Below are 14188 nucleotides of genomic sequence, written 5' to 3' on the forward strand. Positions count from 1 at the left end.
GGGCTGGCCATGGCGGCGCCGCTGTTTTCGCTGACCTATCGGCTCGACACACCGTTCCAGGGTTCGCTCGGTGCCTGGACCGGCCGGCTGGTCGACCGGTTTCCGGGGCTGCTGGCGCTCGACCTGCTCGGCGTCGGCTCGCCGATGGCCGACCACTGCCACTTCGTGCGTCGCGACTGGCTCTCGGCCAGCGAAGGCACCACCGCACACGCTTTGCTGATCGACGCGGTGGAGCGGGAAGCGCGCCGGCGCAAGGCAGCCGTCATCGTGTTAAAGGACGTCACGCCCGAAGACGAGAGGCTGGTCGGCAACCTGCTTGCCGCCAAAGGCTTCACACGACTGGCCAGCCTGCCGGTGGCGGTGGCCGATGTCGACGACACCGAAGACGCCTATCTGGCGCGGCTTTCGAACGCCACGCGCAAGGACATCCGCCGCAAGCTGAAAAGCCGCGACGGCATCCGCATCGAAAGGCGCAACGACATCGCCGGGCTGGAGGACGAGATTGCCGCCCTCTACCGCTCGACGCAGGAGAACAGCAAGCTGCGCTATGGCGACTTCGAGGAATTGCCGCGTTCCTACTTCACAGAAGTCGCGCGGCGCCTCGGCAAGGATGCGGTGTTCCAGCTCTATTGGGTCGGCAACCAACTCGCCGCCTTCAACCTGCTGCTCGTCGGCGCCGACCGCGTGATCGACAAGTTCCTCGGCATGGCCTACCCGCTGGCACGCGAGCACAATCTCTATGTGGTGAGCTGGATGGAGAATCTGCAGTTCTGCAGGGAGATCGGAAGGCCGCTTTTACAGACCGGCCAGACCGCCTATGCATCCAAGCTCCGCATGGGCAGCCGGCTGGTGCCTTCGGCCATCTACGCCAAGCACACCAACGGGTTGCTCAATCGCGGCCTTGCCGCGATCGCGCCGTGGCTGGCGCTCGACCGCTGGGATCCGGACCTGCGCGCGGCACGCGCGAAAGCCCGCAACAAGGTGGGTGAACAATGAGCCTATCGGCCACCAGTTCGCCAGGCCTGCGCGGCATCATCGCTGGGTTCGTCGTCGTCGACACGGCAACGCAGATCGCCTTCAAATGGGCGAGCGAGCGCATCGGCGCCGGATCGCTCGACACGGCCTGGCTGTTGGCGGCGCTGACGACGCCGGCGCTATGGCTTGCCGTGTTCTTATATGCCCTTACTTTCGTCCTGTGGATGCTGATATTGGCGCGCATGGACCTCGGCCGCGCCTTTCCACTTTCCGCGCTCACCTATGTCACCGTGCCGGCGGCAGGCATGCTTTTGTTCGGCGAACATCTTACCTGGCCGCAGACGGCGGGCATCGCGCTCATCATCTCCGGCGTCCTGCTGATCGGCCGAGGAAAACCGGAATGACGAAGATTGGCTGTTTGCGTGGAAGGGTGGCCAGCCTGTTGCCTATGGCGCGAAAGCCCCCTCTCCGTCTCGCCCTTCGGGCGATCCACCTCTCCCCCGCCTTCGGCAGGGGCGAGGAACCGCGATTGCAGCGCCGACGCCCATCCAACTTGGGTTCCTCGCCCCCGCAAACCGGGGGAGAGATGGCGCCGCGAAGCGGTGACGGAGAGGGGGGCTTCGTGCGATGCGCTGTAGCACTGGCGAGCCTCCTGCTCCTGACCACCGCCGCCTCAGCCCAAACCGACATCGCCACCACCTGGCTGACCCATGACGGCCAGGGTGTCGTCGAGATCGCCCCTTGCGGAGCCAAGCTGTGCGGCCGCATCGTCTGGCTGAAGACGCCGACCGACGACAAAGGGGCTGCCCTGACCGATGAGAACAACCCCAGCCCTAAGCTTCGCAAGCGGCCAATCTGCGGCCTTGCCGTGCTGAGCGGGCTGAGCCCCGACAAATCGGGCGGCTGGGACGGCGGCAAGATCTACGATCCGGAGGAAGGCGACACCTACGATGCGACGCTGAAGCTTGCCGGGCCCGACAGACTGACCGTCACCGGCTATCTCGGTGTCAAGGCACTCGGCCAGACCTTCACCTGGAAGCGGTACGCCCTGCCGGCCGGCCAGCGCTGTTCCACGGCGGCGCAGCAATGAGATACCCGTCGGTGCTGCCCCTCACCTGCCTGCCGGCATCCTCTCCCCGTGAACGGGGAGAGGGACGCTCTCGGCGAGGATTTCGCCAATCGCCAGCCTTGCAGAATGAGCGCTATCGTTGCGGCCAGCCTCCCTCTCCCCGTTCACGGGGAGAAGTGCCCGGCAGGGCGATGAGGGGCAGCACCGCGCTCGTGGTCGAAGCAATTCCGTATGAGATGCGTGGACCGGAGGCATCGTGCTCAACGGGCTGACTTTGCGCTGGCGGCTGGTGCTTGCCTTTCTGGCGGTCTCCGTACCACCGGTGCTGATCGCGTCCTATGTCGCGGCGGTGCTGATCTCGTCCAGCTTCAAGCACAATGTCGAACGCTGGCTGGGTCGCGCTGCCGACTTCCTGGTCAGCGAAACGATGAGCAGCGAGGACGAGGCCGACCGCGCCGCTTCCATCCTCGGCGCCTCCTTGCCGGCGCATGGCGGCGTGTTGACCGGTGAGGTCAATGAAAACTCGACCTCTCTGCGCGTCTATTCCGACCTGCTCTCCACCGTCGGCTACGATCTCGTGCTGATCTACGACGACAAGGGCAACACGCTCTACCGTTTCGGCAGCGCGGCGCTCGACATGCCGCTGCCGCGCAGCTCGACACGCTCTGTCTTCACCGTGACCAAGGACGGCAAGCCAGGTCTCGTCGTCGGCGCGACCCGCCTGTTCGAGCGTGACGGGCAGGTGCTGCATGTGCTGGTTGCCAACCAGCTCGACGATTCCTTCTTTGCCACGCCGCGCGCCAAGACGGCCATCATCATCCATGCTTATCGCCTGCAGGGGAATAGCATGATCCCGCTGGTGCGCGAGGGGCGCGGCGATCCGCTGACGATATCCGACGACGTGCTGGCCGTCCTCAACCGGGGCGACAATTATACGGTCGTGCCGGACAGGAGCAGCGGTGGACTGGCCACCGGCTACGGCGCCATTCGCGACGATTCCAGTCGGCTGGTTGGCATCGTCACTTTTGGCTTGACGGCACGGCGGCCAGTGTTCGAACAGCTGATAGACTGGCGCCTGTTCACCATCCTGGCGCTGATCGCCTCCAGCCTTTCCATTACTGTCGGCATTGTGCTGGCCAGCCGGTTGACGGGGCCTTTGCAGGGCCTGAAGCGTGGCTTGCGCGAGGTCGCTTCCGGCAACTACCGCTTGCAGTTGCCGGAACGTGGCGGCCCGGAAATCGCTGAAGTGGCGAGTGGCTTCAACATCATGACGCGGCAGCTCGAAAGGTTGCGCCAGATGGAAGGCGAGATGCGCCGGCGCGAGCAACTGGCGGCACTCGGCGAGGCTGCCGCCGTCATCGCACATGAGATCCGCAATCCGCTCGGCATCATCAAGACGTCAAGTCAGTTGGTGGCGCAGCGCAGCTACCTCGCCCAGCCCGACGAGCGGCTCTTGGGTTTTGTCCTCGACGAGGTCAATCGCATCGATCGTCTGGTCACAGAGGTGCTCGATTATGTGCGGCCGAACCGGCCGACCATGCGGGCGGTCGCCCTGGATGAGATCGTCAACAAAGCCGTCGACTTCATGGCGCCCGAGCTCGACAAACGCGGCATCGCCCGCGACATCGCCGTGACGAACGGATTGGTGGTGGAGGCCGATGCCGACCAGATCCATCAGGTCATCATCAACCTGGTGCTCAACGCCATGGAGGCGATGGCCGACGGCGGCAGGCTGACGGTCAAGGCCGAAGCGGACGAGGAGGCGGCGGAAGCGGTGCTGACCATCGCCGACTCCGGCACCGGCATGGAGCCGGATGTGGTGCACCGCATGTTCGACCCGTTCTTCACCACCAAGACCAAGGGCACGGGCCTCGGCCTCGCAAAAGTGCTCTCCGTGGTCGAACATCACGGCGGGGCAATCACCTGCACCAGCGCCTTGGAGAGCGGCACCAGCATCGTTATACGTTTGCCGCTGAACCAGAAGAAGAGCGCGAATGACTAGTTCGATCCTGGTCGTTGACGACGAGCCCCGCCTGGCGGAGACGCTGGCACTGGCCCTCGAAGGCGGCGGCCTGACCAGCGAGTTCGTGACCAGCGCCGACAGCGCGCTGGAACGGATCGAACAAGGCGAGTTCGGCCTTGTCATCACCGATCTCAGGATGCCTGGGCGCAATGGGCGCGACTTGCTGCATGAACTGCAGAGCAAGCGCCCCGACATGCCCGTGGTGGTGATGACGGCCTATGCCTCGCTGCGCGATGCGGTCGCCTTGGTCAAAGACGGCGCCTTCGATTACATCTCGAAGCCCTTCGAGATCGACGACGTCATCGCCACCGCCCGGCGCGCCTTGCGCCTGACGCAGGTGGTCAACGAAAACCGCCGCCTGCGCGCCGAACTGGAAGGCAGATACAGCTTCGGCAATCTGATCGGCTCCAGCCCTGCCTTCGCCGAGGTGCTGCGGCAGATCGCGGAAGTGTGCGAAAGCCGCGCCACGGTGCTGATCCAGGGCGAGAGCGGCACCGGCAAGGAGCTGGTCGCCCGGGCCATCCATTTTAACAGCCCGCGGCGGGACAATCCTTTCATCGCCATCAACTGCTCGGCGATCCCCGAACACCTGCTCGAAAGCGAATTGTTCGGCCACGCCAAGGGCGCGTTCACCGGTGCGGTGGCGGCGCGCGAAGGCCGTTTCGTCACCGCCAATGGCGGCACGCTTTTCCTCGACGAGATCGGCGACCTTCCCGCCTCCCTGCAGCCCAAGCTGCTGCGCGCCCTACAGGACCAGACCTTCGAGCCGGTCGGCTCGGACCGCAGCGTGAAGGTGGACGTGCGCATCATCGCCGCCACCCATCGCGACCTCGAAGCCGCCATGGATGACGACGATTTCCGTGAGGATCTCTATTACCGCCTCGCCGTGTACCCGATCCGCGTGCCGGCCCTGCGCGAACGCGCCGGCGACGTGTTGCCGATCGCCAGCCACTTTCTCAGCCATTTCGCTGCCGAAATGACCAAGAAGATCTCGGGCTTTGCGCCGGAAGCCGAGGCAGCGCTTTCAGCCTATCAATGGCCGGGCAACATCCGGGAACTGCAGAATGCCATCGAACGGGCAACCATCGTCGCTTCCCAGAACGTGATCACGCCGCAGGACCTGCCGGGTTATGTCACCCGCGCAAAACGGCCGGCCGCGACGAACCCTGCCGTGCCTTCCGATCTCGATGGCGAGATGGAACGCATCGAGCGCGATTTCATCCTCGCCGCCCTGCAGGAAACCGATGGCGTCCAGGTCAAGGCCGCCGAACGGCTGGGTATTGCAGAACGAAGCCTTTGGCATCGGATCAAGAAACTTGGTATCAAGATCGCCAAGACAGCAAGGTGAGGTTCGTTTTGCGTCGAGTTTCCCAGTCTGGCCGCGGGCAAGGTGGCTCGCTTGTGTCTGCATTGCTGGTTGTTGCCAGTAGCGCGTTTGCGCTCAGCAACGCACGAGCAGCCGAGAACCTTGACGAAAAGCCGATTGCTTCCAACGACCCCTGGATCATCAGCGTCGGCGGCATGATGACGGTGAGCCCGAAATGGGATGGTTCGTCGCGTTACGGCCTCAGCAGCATGCCTTCGATCTCGTTCCGCCGCGCCTCCGAGCCGGAGACCTTTTCGGCACCCGACGACAATTTCGACATCACCTTCTTCACCGGCAAGCATTTCGCCATCGGTCCCGTCGCCAGCCTGCGGCCCGGCCGCTCCAACGAAGGCGGCAGGCTGGAAGGGTTCGACACCTATCCGTGGACGGTCGAGGCCGGCGTGTTCGCCGAGTTCTGGCCGATCGAGGATCAGTTGCGGCTGCGCGGCGAATTGCGCCACGGCCTGCGCTCCAATGACGGCTTCAGCGCCGACATCATGGCCGATTATGTGCAGAACTACGGCCAGCTGACGCTGTCCGGCGGGCCTCGCCTCGTGCTGGCCGACGACAACGTCATGAACGTCAAATACGGCGTCTCGCCCGAAGCAGCGATCCGCGACGGCAGCGTGGCCGCTTTCGATCCCAAGGGCGGCATCGCCAGCGTTGGTCTGTCGGCTGCACAGAGTTATATCTGGTCGAAGGAATGGACGACGACGCTCTACCAGCGCTTCGACTACATGGTAGGCGACGCCGCCGACAGCCCAATCGTCAAGGATCTCGGCTCCCGCAACCAGTTCACCTTTGGGGTGGGTGCGACCTATTCGTTCACGGCGGAATAGGCTGGGGCTGCCGGGCTGGACGATTCATTGCATCGAGCGACGGCGGACCTCTTTCACGCCAAGTTGACACTTGAAATCTCCTCAAAGCTGGCTCTTACTGGCGACGGGCTTGCAGGGTTTGCGGGATATGCGTTTCCTTAACGGAATCGGATTGGCGGGAGCGGCTTTGATCGCGCTCACGCAAGGCGCGTGGGGGCTGGAATTCAACACCAAGACAGCCGGCAGCCTGACCTTTGTGATGGTGACCGGCGAGTTCGAGGCCAACGAATCCCTGGCTGGGTTCACGAATGCGGTCAGCCAAAGCGGCGCGAAATACGTCACATTCGATTCTTCAGGCGGCAATGTCGAAACCGCCATCGAGCTTGGGCAGATGATAAGAGCCGCCGGGCTGAATACGTTTCAACTGCGCTTCACGGAATGCGCATCGGCCTGTTCGCTGGCCTTCATGGGCGGCGTCGAACGCATGGCCGACCCGGGCTCGATCGGGGTTCATCGCGCGTCTTTCTCCGACGAAGCCTCGATGTCAGCCGGTGATGCCGTGGCCGGAATCCAGGTGCTCACAGCTCATATCATAACCTATCTCACCGAGATGGGAGTCGACCCCAAATTGCTGGCTATGGCGCTGAGCTACGACCGGTCGGATATGCGTTATTTGTCTTCCAGCGAAATGGCGGACCTGCACGTGATCACTTCGGACATCGAGCGGGTGCTAAATGCCGCCGGGACCGCGCCGGCCACGCAGGAAGCCACACAGGTGCAGGCCGCGCCGCCACAAGCCGCGCGGCCGCAGACCGCACAGCCACCGGTCGTGGAGCCGGAGGCCGCCGCGCTCGCCGTGGTGAAGGAACTGATCGAGCAACAACAGCCGATTGAGCACATGGCCATCGGCCAGGTTGTCGCCACTTATGCGCCTCGAGTGAACTATTACGGGAAGATGAAGGACCTCACCGAGATCGTCGCGGACAAGCGGGGCTACTTCCAGAGATGGCCCGAGCGTGGTTATCGGATACGCAACGAAAGCGTGATGGTAACCTGCGCCAACGATCGCTGCATGGTGTCGGGAACCTACGACTGGATTGTCCGCAATGTAGTGCGGAACAAACAGGCCAAGGGCGCGGCCCGTTTCAACTACACACTTACCAGCGGAGCTTACCCGAAGGTGGTCGCCGAGGGAGGCGAGGTCATTCGGTAGCGGCTGCGACGCAAGCGGGGCTTTGTTCAGTCTGCGTCCGAAAAGGCGGCCAACCGGAACGCAATGTTCTGAGCCCGTGATACAGGCGCATAGCGCCGCGACTGACTCGGAGCGTTGCCGACGTGCGTTGGGTTCAGAGGCACCAGCCTTAGGACCGCTCGACAGCGCCTTCCCTTTCGAAGAAATCCCGCAGCAGACCAGCGGTCGCTTCCGGCATTTCCTCGGGAAAGAAATGACCGCCGTCGACAGCATGGCCGTGCACGTCTTTCGCCCAGCGGCGCCAGATGCCCAATGGCCCGCCGGCATCTCCATACCAGTTCGCCAGCCCGCCATGCGCGCTCCACAGCGCCAGCAGCGAGCAAGCGATCTGCCGTCCCGCCTCGAGGTCGGCGCGGTCGTGCTCACGGTCGACGGCGGCGGCTGCGCGATACTCCTCGCAGATCGCATGGATATGTGCAGGGTCGCGCAATGCATCCGCGTAGCTGTCCCGCACCGTGCGCGCGAAAACCTCCGGCGGCGATCCCCATTCCCGCAAGGCATTGTCGATGATCGCCTCCGGCGCTGCCGCGATCAGCCGCTCGGGCAGAGGCGCCGGCTGAGCCAGCAACGAAAACGGCCAGAACGCCAAGGCGAGGCGTGCGTCCGCACGGTCCCACGCTTCGAAGGTCGGGATGACATCGAGCACGGCCACCTTCGTCACCGTGTCCGGATGGTCGAGTGCTGCGCGATAGGCCACCCGGCCGCCGCGATCATGCCCCGCTATCGCGAAGCGATCGTACCCCAATACTGCCATAGCCTCGACCAGTGTCGTCGCCATCGCGCGTTTCGACATGGCTTCATGCCCTTGCCCGGCAGGCGGGCAATCGCTGGCGCCATAACCCGGCAGGTCGGCGGCAATGACGGTGAAATGCCGGGCAAGCAGCAAACCGACGTCGCGCCACATCAGGCTTGTTTGGGGAAATCCGTGCAGCAGCAGCAAGGGCAGGCCTGTTCCGGCCAGTTGTACAAACACACCGCCCTGCGATGTCGCGACCCTGCGGCTCTCGAACCCAGTCATCATAAGACGATGCCGTGCTTCCTCAGAAGCTCCTGCTCGTCGCCTGCCACCCAGCCGAAGACCTTCGGTTCGCCGTCCAGTTCCTGCATCAGGTAGTGGACGTCGAAATCTATCGAGATGTCCGGCCGATCCTGGCGGGCATAGGTTGCCGTCCAGGCGACATGGGCGACACAATGATGGTCATCGATGGCGGAAACGCGGATATCGCGGATCCGCATATCCTTCGTGCCGATTTCCCGATAGTGCGCATAGCCCTCCACCATGGTCTGCCTGAGCTGGTCATCGTTCTTGCCGGTCATCACGCCATTTGGAGACGCCGCTATGAAGGCCGGGGCATAAAGCGAGGCCAGCTCGTTTTCATCCATGTTGCCGCCGAGCGAACGATTGAAAAAATCCGCGTATCGTTCGAAGAACTTCCTGATGCTCGGTTCCATCATTGGTCTCCCGTTGGAAGCGAAAAGTACGGGGGCAAGCACAGGTTCCATTATTGTTTGGCTGCCCGCTTGCCTGCCATCACTCCCCTGTTCTCGCCATCGCATAGGCATTCCGCCTCGGAAGCGGTCGGTCAAGCGATGATCCTTTGATGGCTGCGAACCAGGCGCCCTCGACCATGCGGGCCGCCGCACGCGCCGACTTCTCGACACCGTTGAGGCTATCGATGTTGCGGCTGATTTCCGAGCCGTGCGCGTTCATCGCCCAGAACCACAGCCCCTGCTGCGGGCCGTCACCGCGCAGGTAGATGCGGCCGACGCAGCCGTCGTAGCCGTCCGCGTCGGCAACATAATCAGCCTCGCGATCCGCCTGCCTCCAGTTCAGACGCAAGGGCAAAGCTTCACTCTCCGCGCCCCTCGCAGGTTCGGTCATTGTTTTTCTCCATCGGTTTAATGACCTCAGATTGCCATCCCTACGGAGAACCAGTCAAGGATTTTGTTCCTATTTTGTTCTTTCCATTGCCTGTGGTATCGTGACCAAACGGGAGCCACGACAGGAACTTTTCAAGCCTGTCACATCAACCGATATCGGGATCATCCTTGGGGGAAAAAATGGGACAATTGGTAGGTGCAGCGCTTGCGATGGCGCTCTTCGGCGCGTTGTTCGCATGGATTCTGCGAAAAATCGTCAGCCTGTCTCTAGTGCCTTCTTACGCCATAGGCATTTTGGCTGCGGTCTTGATTGGCAGCTATCTCTATACACTTGGCCAATCAGGTTCCACATTCCTGGATGCGCTGGTGATCTATGCAATCGGGGGAATCATAGCGCTGCCGCTGCTTGTGCTGACCGCCCGCAACTCGAAAACGGCTCAAAGCGAGAAATAATGATTGCACGCCGGCCGATTGCTTGAAGCCGCAATCGGCCGGGTCTCATCGCAAACCAGTCCTGATTCCACGGCACAAATCCTGCAAATCCGCGATTGGTCAGGAACCGCCTTGCCTCGCGCACGGAGACGAGGCGATCTATGAATTCCATTGGGAGAAGAATGGTGCTGCCAGAGAGGATTGAACTCTCGACCTCTCCCTTACCAAGGGTTGGTTTGGAAGTTACAAACCCTTATGGCGCAAGGCGTACAGGGTCATATTTTGAAAGCTGCACGTATTTTGCACGTTTTCTGTATTAGGACGTGCAGAATTCCAAAGTCAACTCTGTGACGGCTTGTTAGCGAAAGTGCCGGTGAAAAGTGAACTAAAACAACGGTCGCGTTATTGCGCGTTACTGGTGGCGTTACGACCCTGCCCGTACAACCTCACGATGGCATTGGCTTTGAAGGTGCATGGGACACACGGTTGGGTGCATTTGCTGTCGCAGATTTCCGCGATGATATCGTGGTGCGACGGCTTGGCGTCCGCTGTCATGAGCTTCAGGCCAACCAGGAAAGCGGTGTCTGGCGTAAGGGTGACTGGCTTTCCGGTGCGGGAGCGGGCAATGATTAGCTCGGCAAGATCCGTCAATGTTTCCCATTTGCGCATGAGAACGAAATAGGAACTGGTAGAGCGTAGAGTCAAGGATGGCAGGAGATTAATATGTGCGAATATGAAAGCTTTGGTGACACTCGCGAGCGCGTAGAGAAAGAGTCTATGTATCAAGATCGGCAACAAGATATTATAGACGTTCTCATGGCGGCAGCGATCGACGCTCACAAACAAATCGCCGCAGAATGGGGCAAAAACCACAGCCGCCTAGATAAGCTCAACGCAGCCTTGGCTTTGGCTAAAGGAGAGCGGAAATGAATCTGCCACGAGACGCCTATCCCGGCTATAGCGAAGATGTGACAAGGCGGCCGCGCGTTAACTGGAAGCACGCCTATATCGGGATGGAAGCGGCGTGGAAAAAATCTGAAGAGGTTATAGACAACCTTATTGCGCTCCTAGGCGAATGCAGGGAGGCTATGCCTTATGATAGTCCTGTTTGGAGCGTCTCAGACGACGAATACAGGGATCTGCAACAACGAGTGGACGCCGCACTTGCGCTGGCGCGTGGGGAGAAGTGATGAAGCACACCATAACTATTACCACAGACGACAAGACACACCGCACGACTCTAAACCTAGGCGGCAAGCTCTACGAATTTGGAGCTTGCTTGTTTGAGGTGCGGCGCGAGCCGGTCAGGGACCTTGACGCAGAGGAGGAAAGCGGTGGCGGCTACCAGATACTGAAGCCCGGCCCTGAACTGGAGTTGACGCTAAGGGGTACGATAATATCAGAATAAAATAGCACTAAAGTACACGTATACTTTTCACAGCCCGCTCCAGCGGGCTTTTTGTTAGCCGAACCATTATCACAAATTGTTTCAAGGCGAATTCGCTGTTGCTAAAAGATTAATTCATGCTAATTGCTTTAGTGGGCTTGATAACCCGGTTTTCGTCGGCGTCGAGGAAGCGCCGATTGATTTTGTGCGATTGCTCGGCGGCGCGCACGTCCTGGCCAATAACGGCCGGGGGCGGTGCGTTATGTCCAGGCGAAAGCTAAAACCCATCGGCCGGACGCCGATCCGGTTATCAACCCCCGGCTTCGCCTCGTCGGTGCCGCGTAGGTAACACAGTGCCGTTACGAGGGCGGCACGCGGTGCGGGGAGCCACCACAAAATGGTAACCAGGGTTGGGCCTGCGGACGACTACCGTTTCGCAGTTGGGGAATGCGTGTCTCATCGTGATCAGCCGATGCCGTCGCTGGTAACGTCGCGCCAAAAGTGCGGCAGAGCCGGCGAGGTCTATGGCGTTAGATCCTACGCAATGAAGGACACGATACGCGATCGCGTTGTGCTTGGTGAGTGCTTGAAGGTGCCGGGGCTAGAAGATTGCTCGCCGTGCCTTCTTGCGCAAACGTCCTTATGCCCAAGGCGGGTAGCGACGGACACAAAGAACGACGAGCAACAGTTGCTAGCGAGCGTTGCGTCATAGCGCTGGTGTGATATAGCCCTGCTCAACAACAAGGAAGGGTGTTGAGCATGGTGTCTGATATTGAAAAGTTGCGTCCGGAACTCTTGGAGAAGTCGGACGCAGAGCTTGAGCGTTTGCGTAACGAAATCGAAATGGCCATTGCAGAGAAGCACAAGCGCGCCGAACAGGAGCGGCGTGCGGCTATTGTTGCGGAGGCCAGCAAGCACGTTGACGCCGTTGTGGCTGGCCTCAAATGGCTGCACGACAATCAGCTACTATCAGACAAGATGGTTGACGTATTTACGCGTGGCGACGGTCAGTTTAATCCGGCCACATACATTCGCGCGCCGCGTGGCGTTGATGATGTACGCGCCAAGGCTGTTACGATTGGCGGTGGTGAGAAGAAGCGGCGCCGTCGTCGCGACCCTGTCACGGGTCAACTAGTGCCAAGCAAAGCAGCAGTTGCGGCTGGCGAGGCTTAAAAAGAAAAGGGCGCCGAAGGGCGCCCTAGTTGTTTACTCAAAGCGGTGGCCGCAATACCCACCATTGATCCAGTGGCTACCGCTCCAACGAACAACTATCGGCCCTGGAGGTCCGCCCCACCCACCGTCGATGTACCATTCTCCGGACTGATTATTTGGGTCAGACAAAAACTCACCCACAGTCACATGACGTGCCGAGGCGCCCTGCTGGCCGCGACGCCAAATACAGACAAAGCCATAGTTCCCGCCGTTCTCTTGGCGCAGCGTCTCGCGTATTTCCCTCAACGGGTCACTCATCAATCAACCATCCTCCGCGCCGACTCCCGCGCCCTGGACAAAAGTTCTTCCTTTGTCACGGCCGCAATCACTTCATCCGCAACAATCAACGCCTGCACCTTGTCGGACTCAACGCCGGCTGGCCCCTCGTGGCCAGGACGCTCGAGCCGCCACACGATGCCGCCTTGCTGCTTGAACCACGGCGCTTCGTAGACAAGCGACTCCACGACGATTGGAGCGTGTGGAGCGCGACGGCGGGCACATTTGATGGCCAGCGCTAGAGTCCACTCCGTGCCAAGAACGGTTGCATGGAAGTGACCTGATTTCTCTAAGTAGTACCGAGGCGCAACACCACCCGGAAGGTCTTCATTGGGAACGTCCTTCAAATCGCCGTAAGTCATTTCCCACGCATCATCAGCGTCAAAGCCCATAGCGATAAAGAATTCGCGGGCCGCCTCCAATCCGACTTCGAAAGCGTGCGCCTTCTGATAGCCGAATTCCTTGACCAGAAGATTGGCGACTGTGCTTTTGCCGACATTACGGCGTCCGGTAAGACCGATCATCGGAAGTGGCAGGTTGTCGTTGGCGTACGCCATGACGGCTCGCGTTGCGAGCGGCATCTGTCCGAATGGTGTCCAAGAAGTAGCTGCTTGCATTTATGCGGCCCTCGCGAATTCGCCAAAAGTATCGTTTGCTGCCTTAATGTATGCATCGTGTGCCATCTGTGGATCCGCAAAAGTGCCAAGATGCTTTTTCTTGCGACCTCCCAAATGAATTGTGGCAATGAATTTCCCTGCCTGCTGTTCATAGACGCCCTTTAATTTTAGGCTGTTGTCACTACGAAGACTTTGATTGCACATGTTTTGTCTGAATGTGGCAGGGCGAATGTTTTTCCATCGGTTGTTAGATGGATTTAGATCTTCGTGGTCTACGAGGTGTGGCGGCCATTCACCAGTCATATACAAAAAGGCCAATCGATGAGCGTAGTAGCGCCGCTTGTCCAGTCTGATAACGATATACCCGCGACCATCATCGCTGCCTACGGTGGTTCCTGCCTTCGCCCGATTGCTTAAGGTTACGCGCCAAGTAAACAGCCCGGTCTCCGGATCGTAATGCATGACATCCTTCAGCCGCTGTTGCGTCAACGTCACTCACACACCTCCTCTTCCCGCACCTTCACACGACGGCGCGGCTCTTCTGGCGCATCCGGCATGTAAGGCGGATTGCCTTTTGTGTATGAAAGCGCGTTGCGAAACACGGCCAGCGGATCCTTGACAACAGGTCGAAAACGGCGCGCGTAAAACGGCATGTCGTGATAACCGAATTCAGGATCTTCGCCGCGATCTATTTCGACAAGCTTGACGCCAAGGTAATCGCCATCAATGTAGTGCGAGAACATGCCCAGCCACCGAATTGTGTAGACGGCGTCCTGCACCAATTCCCAATTGGCAATGTTGTGCGGTCGACTGGCGTCAACGCAGACGACAGGCTGTCCGACGTAGAAGTGGTTCACTGAACACTCCTAAAGCCCTTGGC

General features: G+C 60.5%; 18 protein-coding genes. 12 read left to right on the forward strand and 6 right to left on the reverse strand.

What is annotated here, in order from left to right; translation table 11 throughout:
• The 7 genes from L4923_RS18465 to L4923_RS18495 form a co-directional block, all read left to right on the forward strand.
• A partial coding sequence (locus L4923_RS18465) for a GNAT family N-acetyltransferase (RefSeq protein WP_239367757.1) occupies nucleotides 1–996 on the forward strand: 996 nt, incomplete at its 5' end.
• Nucleotides 993–1379: an EamA family transporter gene (locus tag L4923_RS18470; protein ID WP_239367759.1), complete on the forward strand. Its 387-nt coding sequence runs from the start codon at nucleotides 993–995 to the stop codon at nucleotides 1377–1379. The genes L4923_RS18465 and L4923_RS18470, both read left to right, overlap by 4 nt.
• 218 nt (nucleotides 1380–1597) lie before the next feature.
• Nucleotides 1598–2065: a DUF2147 domain-containing protein gene (locus L4923_RS18475; protein ID WP_239367761.1), complete on the forward strand. Its 468-nt coding sequence runs from the start codon at nucleotides 1598–1600 to the stop codon at nucleotides 2063–2065.
• A gap of 235 nt (nucleotides 2066–2300) precedes the next feature.
• The gene (locus L4923_RS18480) at nucleotides 2301–4046 is read left to right on the forward strand and encodes a sensor histidine kinase (protein ID WP_239367763.1); all 1746 of its coding nucleotides are present in this window, start codon (nucleotides 2301–2303) and stop codon (nucleotides 4044–4046) included.
• A complete protein-coding gene (locus L4923_RS18485; RefSeq protein WP_239367765.1) occupies nucleotides 4039–5415 on the forward strand; it encodes a sigma-54-dependent transcriptional regulator in 1377 nt (458 codons plus the stop codon). The genes L4923_RS18480 and L4923_RS18485 overlap by 8 nt, the downstream gene beginning before the upstream one ends.
• Before the next feature lie 53 nt (nucleotides 5416–5468).
• Entirely contained in the window at nucleotides 5469–6272 is an 804-nt protein-coding gene (locus L4923_RS18490) for a MipA/OmpV family protein (protein WP_239367767.1), read from the forward strand.
• Between the two features lie 166 nt (nucleotides 6273–6438).
• The gene (locus tag L4923_RS18495) at nucleotides 6439–7464 is read left to right on the forward strand and encodes a COG3904 family protein (protein WP_239367769.1); all 1026 of its coding nucleotides are present in this window, start codon (nucleotides 6439–6441) and stop codon (nucleotides 7462–7464) included.
• Nucleotides 7465–7612: 148 nt separating this feature from the next.
• Here L4923_RS18495 and L4923_RS18500 read toward each other — a convergent pair whose 3' ends face one another.
• From L4923_RS18500 to L4923_RS18510, 3 genes are all read right to left on the reverse strand, one after another.
• Entirely contained in the window at nucleotides 7613–8524 is a 912-nt protein-coding gene (locus L4923_RS18500) for an alpha/beta fold hydrolase (protein WP_239367771.1), read from the reverse strand.
• Nucleotides 8521–8955: a DUF4440 domain-containing protein gene (locus tag L4923_RS18505; protein ID WP_239367773.1), complete on the reverse strand. Its 435-nt coding sequence runs from the start codon at nucleotides 8953–8955 to the stop codon at nucleotides 8521–8523. Before L4923_RS18505 ends, L4923_RS18500 begins: the two co-directional genes overlap by 4 nt.
• Before the next feature lie 79 nt (nucleotides 8956–9034).
• Entirely contained in the window at nucleotides 9035–9385 is a 351-nt protein-coding gene (locus L4923_RS18510) for a hypothetical protein (protein ID WP_239367775.1), read from the reverse strand.
• Between the two features lie 179 nt (nucleotides 9386–9564).
• Between L4923_RS18510 and L4923_RS18515 the strand changes: the two genes are divergently transcribed.
• The 5 genes from L4923_RS18515 (at nucleotide 9565) to L4923_RS18535 (ending at nucleotide 12376) form a co-directional block, all read left to right on the forward strand.
• The gene (locus tag L4923_RS18515; protein WP_239367777.1) at nucleotides 9565–9837 is read left to right on the forward strand and encodes a hypothetical protein; all 273 of its coding nucleotides are present in this window, start codon (nucleotides 9565–9567) and stop codon (nucleotides 9835–9837) included.
• Nucleotides 9838–10539: 702 nt separating this feature from the next.
• Complete coding sequence (locus tag L4923_RS18520; protein ID WP_239367779.1) at nucleotides 10540–10746, forward strand: hypothetical protein; 207 nt, start codon at nucleotides 10540–10542, stop codon at nucleotides 10744–10746.
• Complete coding sequence (locus tag L4923_RS18525) at nucleotides 10743–11006, forward strand: hypothetical protein (protein ID WP_239367781.1); 264 nt, start codon at nucleotides 10743–10745, stop codon at nucleotides 11004–11006. Before L4923_RS18520 ends, L4923_RS18525 begins: the two co-directional genes overlap by 4 nt.
• Entirely contained in the window at nucleotides 11006–11224 is a 219-nt protein-coding gene (locus L4923_RS18530) for a hypothetical protein (RefSeq protein WP_239367783.1), read from the forward strand. The genes L4923_RS18525 and L4923_RS18530 overlap by 1 nt, the downstream gene beginning before the upstream one ends.
• Before the next feature lie 732 nt (nucleotides 11225–11956).
• On the forward strand, nucleotides 11957–12376 hold the full coding sequence (locus tag L4923_RS18535; protein ID WP_239367785.1) for a hypothetical protein: 420 nt from the start codon (nucleotides 11957–11959) through the stop codon (nucleotides 12374–12376).
• 296 nt (nucleotides 12377–12672) lie between these two features.
• Here L4923_RS18535 and L4923_RS18540 read toward each other — a convergent pair whose 3' ends face one another.
• From L4923_RS18540 to L4923_RS18550, 3 genes are read right to left on the reverse strand one after another with little or no spacing between them, the layout of a single operon-like run.
• Entirely contained in the window at nucleotides 12673–13248 is a 576-nt protein-coding gene (locus tag L4923_RS18540; protein WP_239367787.1) for a hypothetical protein, read from the reverse strand.
• 60 nt (nucleotides 13249–13308) lie between these two features.
• Nucleotides 13309–13803, reverse strand: coding sequence for an HNH endonuclease (locus L4923_RS18545; RefSeq protein ID WP_239367789.1), 495 nt, complete (start codon nucleotides 13801–13803; stop codon nucleotides 13309–13311).
• Nucleotides 13800–14165 (reverse strand): CAP-Gly domain protein, encoded by a 366-nt coding sequence (locus L4923_RS18550; protein ID WP_239367791.1) that lies wholly within the window; start codon nucleotides 14163–14165, stop codon nucleotides 13800–13802. The genes L4923_RS18545 and L4923_RS18550 overlap by 4 nt, the downstream gene beginning before the upstream one ends.
• Nucleotides 14166–14188 lie beyond the last annotated feature (23 nt).

Origin of the sequence: Terribium retamae, assembly GCF_022347545.1 — a bacterium.
Classification (GTDB): domain Bacteria; phylum Pseudomonadota; class Alphaproteobacteria; order Rhizobiales; family Rhizobiaceae; genus Mesorhizobium; species Mesorhizobium retamae.

What these genes read in the sequence shown, in the direction of transcription:
- L4923_RS18470 (WP_239367759.1), top strand. Translation starts at nt 993, where the DNA reads ATGAGCCTATCGGCCACCAGTTCGCCAGGCCTGCGCGGCATCATCGCT.
- L4923_RS18485 (WP_239367765.1), top strand. Translation starts at nt 4,039, where the DNA reads ATGACTAGTTCGATCCTGGTCGTTGACGACGAGCCCCGCCTGGCGGAG.
- L4923_RS18500 (WP_239367771.1), bottom strand. Translation starts at nt 8,524, where the DNA reads ATGATGACTGGGTTCGAGAGCCGCAGGGTCGCGACATCGCAGGGCGGT.
- L4923_RS18505 (WP_239367773.1), bottom strand. Translation starts at nt 8,955, where the DNA reads ATGGAACCGAGCATCAGGAAGTTCTTCGAACGATACGCGGATTTTTTC.
- L4923_RS18510 (WP_239367775.1), bottom strand. Translation starts at nt 9,385, where the DNA reads ATGACCGAACCTGCGAGGGGCGCGGAGAGTGAAGCTTTGCCCTTGCGT.
- L4923_RS18515 (WP_239367777.1), top strand. Translation starts at nt 9,565, where the DNA reads ATGGGACAATTGGTAGGTGCAGCGCTTGCGATGGCGCTCTTCGGCGCG.
- L4923_RS18520 (WP_239367779.1), top strand. Translation starts at nt 10,540, where the DNA reads ATGTGCGAATATGAAAGCTTTGGTGACACTCGCGAGCGCGTAGAGAAA.
- L4923_RS18525 (WP_239367781.1), top strand. Translation starts at nt 10,743, where the DNA reads ATGAATCTGCCACGAGACGCCTATCCCGGCTATAGCGAAGATGTGACA.
- L4923_RS18530 (WP_239367783.1), top strand. Translation starts at nt 11,006, where the DNA reads ATGAAGCACACCATAACTATTACCACAGACGACAAGACACACCGCACG.
- L4923_RS18540 (WP_239367787.1), bottom strand. Translation starts at nt 13,248, where the DNA reads ATGGCGTACGCCAACGACAACCTGCCACTTCCGATGATCGGTCTTACC.